Below are 13,105 nucleotides of genomic sequence, written 5' to 3'. Positions count from 1 at the left end.
AATGAAATGTGAATCATTTAGAATGGCGTTAAGTTATTTTGGTTAATAAATTGTAAAGTTACTTAGTTTACAAAAGGAGTAATAACGATGACGACAAAATTGGTAGAGCAAAGAAAGCTTTTTGAGAACACGAAGCGGATCTATGAGAGCACAAAGCTTACCTACTATGGCGTTGAAGGATTTGACGTGTACAACCCGTCGATCCCCTTTGAATGGAAGGGCAAAACATACATGTTCGGACGCGTTGAGCACCGCGACGAATGGGCGCGCTCTTGGGTACGGCTGTTTGAAAATACAGGCAAGGACGAATGGACGCTGGTGCCAGATTCTATGATCTATCAGCTTGAAGATCCTTATATTCAAATCATCGGGGACACCTTGGTGCTTGGCGGCACGCACGTTAGATACAAGCAGGGCAAGCTGGACACATTTTACGGATATTTCTATAGAGGGACAGATATCCACAATATGTATTATTTTACGACAGGCCCCGATTATATGAAAGATATTCGGCTTGTCGAGCTGGCGGACGGACGGATCGGCGTATTTTCCCGGCCGAGGAACGAAGAAGTGCGGAAAGCGTACGGGAGCGAGTCGATCGTAGGCTTTGCGATTATCGATCATCTGGACGACTTGACTGCTGAAGTCATTGAAAATGCCCCCTACATACCCGGACTTTTCGACAATGACGAATGGGGCGGCTGCAATCAGGCCTATCTGCTTGACAGCGGATTGATCGGCGTGATCGGCCATAAATCTTATAAGGAAACGGATGATGGCGGACAAGAAATTTTGTGCTATATGAATTTTTCGTTCGTATTCGATCCTGAGCAGCATGAGGCGAAGGACGTCAAGATTATCGGAACGCGCCCATGCTATCCTGATGGACCGGCCAAAAAGCCCGATTTGGTGGATTGCGCGTTTACTGCGGGCATTGTGATGAGAGACGACGGAAAGGCGGAATTATACAGCGGGATCGGAGATTGCGAAACGGGAAGAATCGCCATCGATTATCCGTTCGAAGGCTATGGAAACATCGTATCGCGCTAAATAGGCAGCCATCTAACCGGTTGAATGGAGGAATCTACACATGGTAAAAATGCAAGGCAAAGCGCAAACGTGTAAAGAGCTGTTGGAGCTTTATGTAAACCGAGGCGTCAAGCCTTCCCGCCCGGAACGGATCATGTTCGCAGGCGTCGGAGACCGCGACGTATACAATATTACCGCTCCGTTTGAGGACGAAGGGCAGAAGGTCATTGCCGGGCGCGTGGAATCGAGAGACAGCGAAAGCTCGACCGTCGTCTTCTTTGTGAAAGGCGCAGACGGCGTTTGGTCGCCAAGGGAAGGAGCTCCGACCTTCGATCTGCAGGACCCGTTCTTTACTCGAATCGGCGGCGATTTGGTGCTGGGCGGCGTTCAAACGTTCCCGCACCCGACCAATCCGCACGGCTTGATGTGGAGAACGATGTTTTACAAGGGCTCTAGTATTGCGGCGCTGCGGCCGCTCTTTAAAGGGCCCGACGGAATGAAGGATTTGCGGCTCGTAGAGCTCAAAGACGGGAGCATCGGCATATTCACCCGTCCGCAAGGAGAGAAGGGCGGCCGGGGCAAAATCGGCTATACTCGCATTCCGTCCCTTGATGCGCTTTCCATCGAAGCGATCGAGCGGGCGCCTTTGCTGGAGGGACAATTTATCGACGACGAATGGGGTGGAGCGAACGAGCTGCACCTGCTGGAAGACGGGCGAGTGGGCGTGCTCGGTCATATCGCTTCTTTTGATGCCGACGGAGGCAGACATTATTATCCGATGGCTTTCCTATTTGACCCGAGCAGCGAAAGCTTTACGCCGATTCGGCTGATCGCGCAGCGAAGCGATTTTTTGCCCGGCGCGGCCAAACGTCCGGATTTGGAGGACGTCGTATTCAGCGGAGGGCTCGTCCGACAGCCCGACGGTACGGCTGATCTTTACGCTGGGATCAGCGACGCGGAAGCCCATCGGATTACGATTCCCGACCCGTTCTTATAAAATCGGGAATAAGGAGGAGGTAACGATGCGGGCAGCGATTTTGAAGGGAAAGCGGGCAATCGAGCTGGTTACGGATCGGAATGCGCCCGAGCTCCGGCCGGACGAGGTTCGCGTTCGGGTGAAGGCGTGCGGCATTTGCGGAACGGATCAGCATATTTATCACGGTCATCCCGGCTCGGCCGAGGTTGAACCGCCGATTGTGCTCGGCCACGAGCTTGCCGGAGAGGTCGTGGAGGTCGGCGGCGCCGTGACGGAATTGCAGGCTGGAGACCGCGTGTCGATCGATCCGAACATGTATTGCGGCGGTTGCGAATACTGCCGCAACGGAACGCCTAATCTGTGCGATCGCCTGCAAGCGATAGGAGTAACGAGAGACGGGGGCATGGGGGAGTATTGCAGCGTACCCGCCGTGAACTGCTATCTGCTGCCGGCAGAGGTCAGCGACGTGGAAGGCGCTCTGGTCGAACCGCTGGGCTGCGTGCTTCACGGATTCAAGAAGCTGGACATTCGCCCGATCCATACGGTAATGATCGTAGGCGGCGGATTTATCGGGCAGCTGTTCCTGCAGCTGGTCAAGCAGGCGGCTCCGGCGAACATTACGGTCAGCGAACCTGTCGACGAGAAGCACGAACGTCTGCTAAAGCTCGGCGCCGACCGCGTCATCCGGCCGGGCGATTCGGAGGCCGTTCGCGAATGGGTGGGCAAAGCGGACGTCGTCATCGAATGCGTCGGTCGGAAGGATTCGATGGAGCTTTCGCTGCAAGCGGCCAAGAAGGGCGGGCAGGTGCTGCTTTTCGGCGTGGCTTCGCCGGAAACGGAAATTTCCGTTTCGCCGTTCGCGATCTTCTCGAAGGAATTGAAAGTGATGGGCTCGTTCATTAACCCATATACGCATGAGGAAGTGATAGCGCTGATCCGGAGGAAGGCCGTTCGGGTCGAGGAGCTGGTCAGCCATCGGTTTTCGCTGGAGGAAATCCCGGAAGCGATGGAGAAATACCCGCAGCTGAACGTGTCCAAAGGCGTCATTGTGTATTGAAAAATAGGATTCTGTCGTGTTAATGCATGGCGGAATCCTTTCTTGCGTCAATATACAACCGGCCAAGCTCGTCCACTTGCGCGAGGGCTACGCCGTTCACGTCAGAAATTCCTTGAGCGTCAAGCTGCCGTTTTAGCCATTCCATATCTTTTTGGGCCGCCATAAGGTTATGGGGTAATACCGATCCGTCGATAATGACCGTTCGCGGCATCCCTCTGGACGGCGTAAATAATTGCAAATCTTTCCTCGTTACAGGCTGGGCGTCGCTTTTTTTAAGAACCGACAAGCTTCCGTCAATCTCGAAGAAAGCGAGCTCAACCTCATCGACGTAAAATACATTCTTCTTTCGGAGCAGCAACAATAAACTATTCATCGTCATGCGGGTTTTCGACAAGCCGCTTTCAAGAATTTGCCCGTTCCGTATGATCAATACCGGCTCCGAATTGATCCATTTTCTCATTCGAAGGCTTTTTAAAGAAAGTACGTCGGAAAGAAGCGCCAAACCGCAAAAGACGCTTAACCCGATAAATCCTACCGCTACAGATATCGATTTCGTAAACATAATGCTCCCGCCGATCGTTCCGATCGTTACGCCGGCGACGAAATCAAATAAAGTCATTTGCGAAATGAGCTTCTTTCCCAGCAGTTTCGCCCATAACAACAAAAATAGAAACGCGAAGAAAGCACGCAAGGCCAGTTCATACCAACTCATGATCGGTTCCTCCCGTGAGCGGTTTTGGTTTGGCATAGTTTTCCATGTTCCGAATTTTTGTATACCTTTTGGAGTGCGAACGTGCCGTAACATACAATTGACTCCAAAAACATGCAGGCTTATGATAGTGAATTAGATAGCTAGTCCTAGATTTGCCTAGAAGGGAGGGATGCATGTGACGACGTTGAAGCAGATCGCCGAGCATGTAGGCGTTTCGATTTCGACGGTTTCGCGTGCGATCAGCAACGATATGTCCCGTCCCGTAAATGCGGAAACCCAGCGTAAAATACGAGAAGCGGCCACCCGGCTCGGCTATGAGTGGAACGAATCGCAGAAAAAACAGAAGCGTTCGGCTTCAAAACCGGCATCCAAATCATCCAAACGAATCGGCTGCATCGCCAAACAATCGTTGTTGGACAATCATCCCTTTTTCTCGTCCTTGCTGTCCGGATTTCGCAAGAAGTTGGCCGACATGGGAAGCTCCGCGGAGTTCGTACGCACGCTTGAGGAAGTTGACGATGAAACGAAAATGCGCGATTACCTCCGGGAAACCGGCGTTCAAGGAATTCTTGCCATCGGATGGTACGACAAAGCGCTGTTCGAATTATTGAACGAATCCGGCATCGTGCTGCTGGGCGTCAGTATGAATGACGAGACCGTTACGATTCCGATCGTCGATTGCGACCGCGTTTCGGCCGCCCGCACGGCGGTACGGCATTTGATTGCGCAAGGGCACCGGAAAATCGGGTTTATCGGAGGAACGGATTTTTCCAGAATGACGATGGAGTCGGAGGAACGGTTTCTTGGGTATAAATTCGCCATGCTGCAAGCCGGTCTGGAAATAAACCGCGATTGGGTTCTCAACGCGAACTGGAACGTAGACCGCAGCTACAGCGTGATGGCGGATATGCTCGAGAGGCTCAAATCCGACGAAGAACGTCCGACGGCCATGTTTTGCGCAAGCGACATGCTGGCGATCCCTGCCATGCGTGCCGCCCATGAGAAACAATGCTTGATTCCCGGGCATATCGCGTTTGCCGGCATGGACGATATCGAGGTGGCGCAGTATACGTCGCCGCCGCTCACTTCCATTCAAGTGCCCAAATATGAAATCGGCGAAACGGCGGCCAAAACGCTCATCGAGCTTCTGGAGGGGCAGTATGCTCTTCCGCCTAAAATTTTGCTGCCCTATAAGCTGATCGTACGGGAATCTTCGGAATTTACGAGGACCCCGCAGTAGCCCCCAGCCTATACGCAAGCCTCGGCGATATCGCCGAGGCTGTTTGTTTTTTCCGTTCCTCGCTAACCCCCGCGGTGCTAACGGACACCACAGACGTTATACCGCCAATTTGCCCGCCGTAATCCCGCTAACGGACACTACAGGCCGTAAACCACGAATTTTGAGGCGTATCCATGCTTTTTCGAGGCAATAACTGCAGCGGTGTCCGTTAAAACTGCAAACCCCCTTCAAAACGCCGAATAGCTGCATCTCTGTCCGTTAGAGCGAAGCCCGCGCGCTAAAGTGGAACGGGTGCGGGATATGCCGGAGGATAGCCTAACACTCTAAAAAAAACGCCGACTGGCGTTTTTTTTACGTCTTTCCAAGGCGGAAATTTGGCGCCAAACCGACAAAACAAAATCGTTGACACAACAATGTAAGCGGTATTATGATTGTGAAAATGAAAAGTTTGGCGCAAAATATATGCAATTTTACGCCAAATACAGAGTTTTTGGCTTCGGGTATGCTGTTTTTGGCTCAAAAAAATGAAACAAGATGAGGTGGGCGCTTTGACGATGCATCCGGCAGCACGGCCGTCCGCGAATGCGGGTGCAAGGAGTAAAGGCAGGATCAATTGGCGGCTCGTTACGCGCAATTGGCAGTTGTACTTGTTGATCTCTCCGGTAGCGGCGTACTTCATTTTATTCCATTACGTGCCGATGTACGGAATCCAAATCGCATTCAAGGATTTTGTCGCAACGAAAGGAATATGGGGGAGCGAATGGGTCGGATTGAAGCATTTCGAGCGGTTTTTCAACAGCTACTTCTTCTGGCGGTTGATCAAAAACACGCTGGGCATCGGTCTGTACAGCTTGGCCGTCGGCTTCCCGATTCCGATCCTGCTGGCGCTTATGCTGAACGAAGCCCGGAGCGAGCGATTCAAAAAATTCGTGCAAACGGTTACGTACGCCCCGCATTTTCTTTCCACCGTCGTCGTTGTCGGCATGCTTATGATTTTTTTGAACCCCCGTTACGGCATCGTCAACCGCTTTATCGAAATATTCGGCGGCAAGCCGATCAACTTCATGGCCGAGCCTTCCTGGTTTAAGACGCTCTATGTGTTTTCGGACGTTTGGCAGACGATGGGCTGGAGCTCGATCATTTATTTGGCGGCGCTTGCCGGAGTGGACCATCAATTGCATGAAGCGGCGCGGGTCGACGGCGCAAACAGACTGCAGCGCATTTGGCATATCAACATCCCGAGCATTATGCCGACGATCATCATTCTTCTCATTCTGAACTTGGGGAGCGTCATGGCGGTAGGCTTCGAAAAGGTGTTTCTGATGCAGAACAATCTCAATCTGCAAAGCTCGGACATCATCGCAACTTACGTTTACCGCAGCGGCATTTTGGATGCGGAATACAGCTTTTCGGCAGCCGTGGGGCTGTTCAACTCCGTCGTCAATTTCGTGCTGCTTGTCATCGTCAACTTCATTTCCAAACGCGTAAGCGAAACGAGCCTATGGTAGGGGGTGGCGGATGTGGTTGATCAAACGGCGGGAGACCGCATTTTTAACGCAATCAATTATATGCTTCTTACGCTGATCGTGCTGATCGTCCTGTACCCGCTAATATTCGTCGTAAGCGCCTCCTTCAGCGACCCGCAAATCGTGCTGCGCGGCCAAATGCTGCTGTGGCCGAAAGGCTTCAATCTGGAATCGTATGCGAAGGTTTTGCAGGACGACGGGATCATAACCGGCTTTATAAACACCGTTATATACACCGTCCTCGGCACGACGGTCAACCTGATCATGACGATCTGCGGCGCGTATCCTTTGTCCCGACGCGATTTTGTCGGCCGGAACGCCTTCATGGCGCTGTTCGTATTCACGATGTTTTTCAGCGGAGGGCTTATCCCGACCTACATGCTGATCAAGAAGCTGCAACTGATGAATACGCTATGGGTCATGATTTTACCGGGCGCGGTTTCGATCTGGAACATTATCATTATGCGCACCTTTTTCCAAATGACGATTCCTTACGAGCTTCAAGAGGCGGCGACGATCGACGGCTGCTCCAATTTTCAAATTTTGCGGAAGGTCGTATTGCCGCTATCCATGCCGATCAACGCCGTAACCGTTCTGTTCTATGCGGTCGGACATTGGAACGCCTTCTTTAACGCGCTGCTTTACTTGTCGGACAAAGGGAAGTTTCCGCTCCAATTGATTTTGCGCGAAATTTTGATCCAAGGACAAATGGACGATATGATCCGCGCGACGACGGAGTCCGCGATCAAGCAGCAGCGCGCCGTCGAAGGCATTAAATATGCCGTGCTCGTTGTCGCGAACATTCCGATCCTTGCGCTTTACCCGTTCCTGCAGCGTTATTTTGTCAAAGGCATTATGATCGGGGCCATTAAAGGGTAATTCCCTTGATGGATACATGATTTCAATCATAAGGGAGGAATCGAAATGATGAGTAAAAAATGGGGAACGCTCATGCTGATTTTGATCATCGCCGCGGTATCGTTATTATCGGCATGCAGCGGCGGCGGAAGCGAAAGCGGAAGCGATAACGGCAACGGCGGAGGAGACGGCGGCGCGGCCGAAGCTTCCGGTGCGGCGGAAGGAAGCGGCAATTTGAACTTGTCCGGCTTCCCGATCGTAAACGACAAAATTACGGTGAAGGCGTTCGCGGCGAAGTTTTTTGCAAATGCGGATTGGAACAATATTAAGATTTGGCAAGAGTATGAAAAAATGACGAACGTTCATATCGAATGGGATACGGTTCAAACGAGCGTGCTGAAGGAAAAGCGCAACCTGCTGTTGGCGGGCGGCGATTATCCGGAGCTGTTCTACGCGTCGGCGTTCAGCAAATCGGATGTGTTCAAATACGGAAGGCAAGGCACGTTCCTAAAGCTGAACGATTTGATCGACCAATACGCGCCGAACTTTAAAGCGCTGATGGAAAAGTATCCGATCATCAAGAAAGGGATTACGAGCCCCGACGGCAATATTTACGGATTCCCCACAATTTACGACCCGGAGTTCAAATCGGTATTTTTCAGTACCCCATGGGTAAAGCAAGAGTGGCTTGACAAGCTCGGCATAAAGGAACCGACGACGCTTGACGATTTCGCCGCCATGCTGAAGGCGTTCAAGGAAGGCGATCCGAACGGCAACGGCCGGAACGATGAAATCGCTTGGGGCGGTACGGGCGTAGCGGGCTTGCTGGGTTATCTCAAGGGTTCGTACGGACTTAACAATCACGGCAACGCCAACGCGAACATCGATACGGACCCGGAGACCGGCAAAATCCGTTTCGTGCCTGCGGACCCGAGATATAAGGAAATGCTGCAATTCGCCAATAAGCTGTACAAGGACGGCTTGCTCGAACAGGACATATTCTCCGTAAAAAGCACGGAAATCGACGCGAAGGGCACCGAAGGGCTGCTCGGCGTCATCGACAACGTCGATCCGATCGCGATTTACAATCAGCAGGGCTACGTAGGCTTGCCGGTGCTGAAAGGACCGCACGGGGACCAAATGTACACGTATATCGGCGCTCCGCTCGGCAACATCGGCATGTTCGTCATGACCGACAAAATGCAGCATCCGGAAGCGATGGTGCGCTGGATGGATTACTTCTACAGCGATGAAGGCATCAAGCTGTTCTTTATGGGGTGGAAGGACGAAACGTACGTTGAAGATGCGAACGGAAACGTAGACTATGCGGACGTTATTAAGAACAATCCCGACGGGCTGACGCTCGACCAAGCCGTCGGACAGTATTTGGTATGGCCGGGCGGCTATTACCCGGGCTTCGTGAAACAGGCTTATTTCAAAGGAGCGGAATCGCTGCCGACTTCCGTCGACAATGCGAAGAAAGCGGGACCTTATGTGCTGAAGACGGAAGACATTTGGCCGTCGCTCAACTTTACGGAGGACGAACAATCGGAGCTTACGACGCTGCAAACCGACATTCATACGTATGTGGATGAAATGAGGGACAAATTCATCTCCGGCAACGTATCGTTCGACGAATGGGACAATTATGCAGCGACGCTTAACAAAATGGGCCTAGACCGCTACATCGCAATTTATCAAGCGGCTGCCGACCGTTATTTGAACGAAAAGTAAAAGCTGCCGGCGGCGATTCAAACGGGCATGCAGCGTCCGCGTCGATAAGATTTCCGGTACATCAAGATAAAAAGGGTACGACGAGGGAGAGAGTACGATGAGTCAACTTACAGCCATATTGATCGGCGCCGGTGCGCGCGGAGCGGGAGGATACGCTCCATATTCGCTGAATCATCCTCATGAATTAAAATTTGTGGCGGTGGCCGAGCCGAACCCGGTGCGGCGCGCTGCGTTCGCCGAGAAGCACGGCATATCGCCGGAGCGGTGTTACGGCTCTTGGGAGGAGCTGCTTTCGCAGCCGAAACTGGCCGACGTCGCCATCATTTGCACGCAGGATCGCATGCACCGCGATCCGACGATCGCGGCGCTGAACAAGAAGTACCACGTAATGCTTGAAAAGCCGATGTCGCCGGATCCGAAGGAATGCCTGGAGATGGAACGGGCCGCGAAGGACAACGACCGTCTGCTTACGATTTGCCATGTGCTCCGATATACGCCGTTCTGGAGCAAGATCAAATCTTTGCTTTCGGCGGGGACGATCGGTGACGTCGTATCGATCCAGCTGAACGAGAACGTAGGCTATTGGCATATTGCGCACAGCTTCGTCCGCGGCAATTGGAACAACTCGGATAAATCGAGTCCGATGATATTGGCGAAGTCGTGCCACGATATGGACGTTCTGGCTTGGCTGATGGACCAGCCGTGCACGCGCGTCAGCTCCTTCGGCTCGTTAATGCACTTCCACAGCGGGAACGCGCCGGAAGGCTCGACCGAACGATGCCTGGACTGCCCGATTAATAAAACATGCGCATACTCGGCGCCGAAGTTTTATTTGAGCGATCAATTTAAAGGGTGGGCGCGGCATTTCACCCCCGATCTTGCGAAGGATAACATCATCCGGGGGCTTCGCGAAACGGATTACGGCCGCTGTGTCTACCGAAGCGACAACAATGTCGTCGACCATCAGGTCGTCAATATGGAGTTTGCGAACGGCGCGACCGCGATGTTCAGCATGTGCGGATTTACGTTCGAGCAGGAGCGCCGCATTCAAATTATGGGGACGCGGGGGGAGCTGCGCGGGGAAGAGGACCGAATCGTATATTGGGATTTCGAAACGCACGAGAAGACGGAAATTACGATCCCGGATCAGGGGAGCGGACACGGCGGCGGCGACGAAGGCATCGTAGGCAGCTTCCTTCACGAGGTGCGCCATTACAACGGTCAGGAGAGTTTGACCTCCGCATCCGCCTCCGTTCGCAGCCACCTGATGGCGTTCGCCGCGGAGGAGTCCCGATTGAACGGCGGAAAGGCGATCGATTTGAACGAATACGCCAAGTCGCTGATGGAACCGGTGCGGCAACAATAGAAACGTATATGTACCGAAGAATACCCTTGACGCACCAGCAGCAGGAGCCGTCAAGGGCTTCTTATATTTTTAAAATTCCTTTACAGGAATATTCCCCATATGCTATATTTAGGTTACGAAAAAGGTTAACAGTCACCCGATTCAAGGCCCTCTTAGACGTTCAACGATGAGGAGAAAGTGAATCATTGTTCAAAAACAAGGAGGAAGTATGATGGCTGACAATCAAGCAGAAAGCAAACAATTGGTGTTAACCCGCGTCTTTGACGCACCGCGTGAGCTTGTGTTCAAGGTTTGGACGGATCCGGAGCATTTCGGCAAGTGGTGGGGACCGAAAGGTTTTTCCTTGAACGTCGTTAAGATGGATGTTCGCCCCGGAGGTATGTTCCTGGGCAGCCAATCGTCTCCCGACGGACACGTCATGTGGGGGAAGTTCGTATATCAAGAAGTAAATCCGGTGGAGCGGCTCACTTTCATCCAATCTTTTTCGGACGAACAAGGCAACACCGTAAGAGCGCCGTTTCATCCGAACTGGCCGCTTGAGATCATGAATATATTGACGCTTGCCGAGGAGAACGGCAAAACATTGCTCACGCTGCGCGGCGGGCCGCACAACGCAACCGAAGAAGAAAACGCGGTGTTTGCGGGAATGAGTCCGATGCTGGAGCAAGGCTTCGCGGGCACGTTCGATCAGCTGGCCGATTACTTGGCAAGCCGGAAATAAATCGCATCCGCCACAAACGAAAACACCCGGAGATTACGGCAATCGCCGTTTTCTTCGCGGTGTTTTTTGTTGACTTGAGAAGCGATGTGCAATATAGTTATTTTTATCGTCAGTAATTTAGTAAATTAGTAAATTAGTGAATCGGAATCGTCATTGCGATCAACCGACATATTAACGAACGATCCGGAGGAAACAACGATGAAAATACCGACTACCTTAAAACATAAGCCAGTAATCGTCGCAGAAAACTATGACAATGTGGACGGCCGGTACGCGAATCAATCGGATGCCAAAGGCCTTTCACTGGGCTTGGCGCAGTGGAACGACAGAGGAAAGGTGGACATCTCGGCCAAAGTTTGGAGGTATACCGGAGAGAAGTGGTCGAGACAATCGGAGGAGCTGCCGCTTCATCGGGTGCTGGATCTTGCGATTTTGGTGAGCCGGTCGATGCTTCATTTTCGCGAGGCATATCGGTACGAGAACTTGTACGACGCCGAACAACCCGTGATTGACCGCATAGGATTGCAGGGGGACGCCTTGACGGTGGCGGTTTGTACGGAGAACGACAAAATCAACGAGGATATCAAGCTGTTCCGCGAGGCGCTCAGCGAGGACGACGAGCTGATCGGGGAGCGGCTGAGGATGCTGTCGACCATTTTGAAGGAAATGGGATATTAAGGGGGGACAACGGTGACAATCGATAAACAAAGGAAGAAAGAGCTTGCGACGGCGTACAAATCGACGTTTCGCCCGATGGGCGTGTTTCAAATTCGTAATACGGAGAGCGGCAAAATTTATGTGGACTGCACGATGGATCTGGACGGGGCGAGAAACCGGTTTGCTTTCTCCAAGCAGATGAATATGATTACGTACAGCGAATTGCAAAGCGATTGGAAGAAGTACGGAGGAAGCAGCTTCGTATTTGAAGAGCTCGACCGGATTAAGCCACGAGAAGAAACGATGAACGACGTATCGGAGCTGAAGGAGTACCGCGATGAGGTGGAAGCGCTGCTCGGGCTGTGGCTCGAAAAGCTGCAGCCGTTCGGAGAGCGCGGGTACAATAGGCCGAAACGATAATTCGTGAAATTGCTTTTAAAAAATTGTATAAAATATACAATTGCGGGTAGCATAAGCTTACTTGGCAACGATGCCGCTCGATCGCCAATTCCTCATACGATACTGCCGACCACAAATTGGGAAATGCGGGGAAATGATGAAAAGTAAGCCTTTGGAAGTTTTGCTGTGGTCTATTGCGTTGCCGGGCTTCGGACAGCTGCTCAACAAACAGTATTTGAAGGGCGTCGTGCTTATTGCCCTGGAGTTTCTCATTAATATTGGGTCTCACCTCAATTTGTCCATCATGTACAGCTTTAAGGGAGATATTTTAGCGGCCATACAGCATACTGATTATCAGTGGCTTATGTTTTATCCCTGTGTGTACATGTTCGGAATATGGGACGCCTTTAAAGCGGCCGGCGGCGGCGCTACCGCTTTTTCGGCGCTTCCGTTCGTCAGCTGCGCGTATTTCGGCACGGTCGGCGTCATGTACTCCGACATGAGAATTTCAGGCGTGCTGCTCGGTCCGGTTTGGCTTCCGATGCTGTCCGCTTTGTTCGGAATCGCGCTCGGAATCGCGCTTAAGGCGGCGATCGGCAGGCATACCAAACCGCTTGCCGGCGAACCATAGTTCGTTTGCAGACAGCTGTGCCCGAAAGGGTGCGGCTTTTTTTGCGTCTCGCGGCCGGCTGCGCGTTGACACTCAACACGCTTGTAAATAAATAGAATTAGAATGAATATAAATTGAATGAATACAAATAAACCCGTAAAGCGCTAACATTTTTCCGTTTATATTTGAATATAGTTATATTCAAACAAAAACAAAAATG

13 protein-coding genes are annotated in these 13,105 nt (G+C 52.0%); 12 read left to right on the top strand and 1 reads right to left on the bottom strand.

Annotation, left to right across the window (positions count from 1 at the left end):
• The first annotated feature begins 87 nt into the window (after window positions 1-87).
• From PT964_RS16025 to PT964_RS16015, 3 genes are read left to right on the top strand one after another with little or no spacing between them, the layout of a single operon-like run.
• Window positions 88-1,050 (top strand): MTP-1 family protein, encoded by a 963-nt coding sequence (locus PT964_RS16025; protein WP_274364371.1) that lies wholly within the window; start codon window positions 88-90, stop codon window positions 1,048-1,050.
• A gap of 40 nt (window positions 1,051-1,090) precedes the next feature.
• A complete protein-coding gene (locus PT964_RS16020) occupies window positions 1,091-2,026 on the top strand; it encodes an MTP-1 family protein (protein ID WP_274364370.1) in 936 nt (311 codons plus the stop codon).
• A 25-nt stretch (window positions 2,027-2,051) separates the two neighbouring features.
• Entirely contained in the window at window positions 2,052-3,062 is a 1,011-nt protein-coding gene (locus PT964_RS16015) for a zinc-dependent alcohol dehydrogenase family protein (RefSeq protein WP_274364369.1), read from the top strand.
• Window positions 3,063-3,081: 19 nt separating this feature from the next.
• Here PT964_RS16015 and PT964_RS16010 read toward each other — a convergent pair whose 3' ends face one another.
• Entirely contained in the window at window positions 3,082-3,774 is a 693-nt protein-coding gene (locus PT964_RS16010) for a DUF421 domain-containing protein (RefSeq protein ID WP_274364368.1), read from the bottom strand.
• 175 nt (window positions 3,775-3,949) lie between these two features.
• Here PT964_RS16010 and PT964_RS16005 point away from each other — a divergent pair, with 175 nt between their 5' ends.
• From PT964_RS16005 to PT964_RS15965, 9 genes are all read left to right on the top strand, one after another.
• The gene (locus tag PT964_RS16005) at window positions 3,950-5,014 is read left to right on the top strand and encodes a LacI family DNA-binding transcriptional regulator (RefSeq protein WP_274364367.1); all 1,065 of its coding nucleotides are present in this window, start codon (window positions 3,950-3,952) and stop codon (window positions 5,012-5,014) included.
• 554 nt (window positions 5,015-5,568) lie between these two features.
• A complete protein-coding gene (locus tag PT964_RS16000) occupies window positions 5,569-6,522 on the top strand; it encodes an ABC transporter permease (RefSeq protein ID WP_274364366.1) in 954 nt (317 codons plus the stop codon).
• Between the two features lie 60 nt (window positions 6,523-6,582).
• Complete coding sequence (locus tag PT964_RS15995; RefSeq protein ID WP_425262757.1) at window positions 6,583-7,419, top strand: carbohydrate ABC transporter permease; 837 nt, start codon at window positions 6,583-6,585, stop codon at window positions 7,417-7,419.
• A 45-nt stretch (window positions 7,420-7,464) separates the two neighbouring features.
• Entirely contained in the window at window positions 7,465-9,132 is a 1,668-nt protein-coding gene (locus PT964_RS15990) for a type 2 periplasmic-binding domain-containing protein (RefSeq protein ID WP_274364364.1), read from the top strand.
• A 97-nt stretch (window positions 9,133-9,229) separates the two neighbouring features.
• Window positions 9,230-10,498, top strand: a complete 1,269-nt coding sequence (locus PT964_RS15985) for a Gfo/Idh/MocA family protein (protein ID WP_274364363.1) — start codon at window positions 9,230-9,232, stop codon at window positions 10,496-10,498.
• 211 nt (window positions 10,499-10,709) lie between these two features.
• Window positions 10,710-11,219, top strand: coding sequence for an SRPBCC family protein (locus tag PT964_RS15980; protein WP_274364362.1), 510 nt, complete (start codon window positions 10,710-10,712; stop codon window positions 11,217-11,219).
• Between the two features lie 198 nt (window positions 11,220-11,417).
• Window positions 11,418-11,897, top strand: a complete 480-nt coding sequence (locus PT964_RS15975; RefSeq protein ID WP_274364361.1) for a DUF6530 family protein — start codon at window positions 11,418-11,420, stop codon at window positions 11,895-11,897.
• 12 nt (window positions 11,898-11,909) lie between these two features.
• The gene (locus PT964_RS15970; protein ID WP_274364360.1) at window positions 11,910-12,296 is read left to right on the top strand and encodes a GIY-YIG nuclease family protein; all 387 of its coding nucleotides are present in this window, start codon (window positions 11,910-11,912) and stop codon (window positions 12,294-12,296) included.
• A gap of 136 nt (window positions 12,297-12,432) precedes the next feature.
• Entirely contained in the window at window positions 12,433-12,906 is a 474-nt protein-coding gene (locus PT964_RS15965) for a hypothetical protein (protein ID WP_274364419.1), read from the top strand.
• Window positions 12,907-13,105: the final 199 nt, after the last annotated feature.

Origin of the sequence: Paenibacillus thermotolerans, assembly GCF_028745515.1 — a bacterium.
In the GTDB taxonomy this organism is placed as follows: domain Bacteria; phylum Bacillota; class Bacilli; order Paenibacillales; family YIM-B00363; genus Paenibacillus_AE; species Paenibacillus_AE thermotolerans.
Note: the sequence above shows the minus strand (reverse complement) of the source record. Positions and strands in the feature narration are given on the sequence as shown.

Coding starts and splice junctions, on each gene's coding strand:
- PT964_RS16000 (WP_274364366.1), top strand. CDS start 5,569: ATGCATCCGGCAGCACGGCCGTCCGCGAATGCGGGTGCAAGGAGTAAA.
- PT964_RS15965 (WP_274364419.1), top strand. CDS start 12,433: ATGAAAAGTAAGCCTTTGGAAGTTTTGCTGTGGTCTATTGCGTTGCCG.
- PT964_RS16010 (WP_274364368.1), bottom strand. CDS start 3,774: ATGAGTTGGTATGAACTGGCCTTGCGTGCTTTCTTCGCGTTTCTATTT.
- PT964_RS16025 (WP_274364371.1), top strand. CDS start 88: ATGACGACAAAATTGGTAGAGCAAAGAAAGCTTTTTGAGAACACGAAG.
- PT964_RS15985 (WP_274364363.1), top strand. CDS start 9,230: ATGAGTCAACTTACAGCCATATTGATCGGCGCCGGTGCGCGCGGAGCG.
- PT964_RS15980 (WP_274364362.1), top strand. CDS start 10,710: ATGGCTGACAATCAAGCAGAAAGCAAACAATTGGTGTTAACCCGCGTC.
- PT964_RS16020 (WP_274364370.1), top strand. CDS start 1,091: ATGGTAAAAATGCAAGGCAAAGCGCAAACGTGTAAAGAGCTGTTGGAG.
- PT964_RS15990 (WP_274364364.1), top strand. CDS start 7,465: ATGATGAGTAAAAAATGGGGAACGCTCATGCTGATTTTGATCATCGCC.
- PT964_RS16015 (WP_274364369.1), top strand. CDS start 2,052: ATGCGGGCAGCGATTTTGAAGGGAAAGCGGGCAATCGAGCTGGTTACG.
- PT964_RS15975 (WP_274364361.1), top strand. CDS start 11,418: ATGAAAATACCGACTACCTTAAAACATAAGCCAGTAATCGTCGCAGAA.
- PT964_RS15995 (WP_425262757.1), top strand. CDS start 6,583: ATGCTTCTTACGCTGATCGTGCTGATCGTCCTGTACCCGCTAATATTC.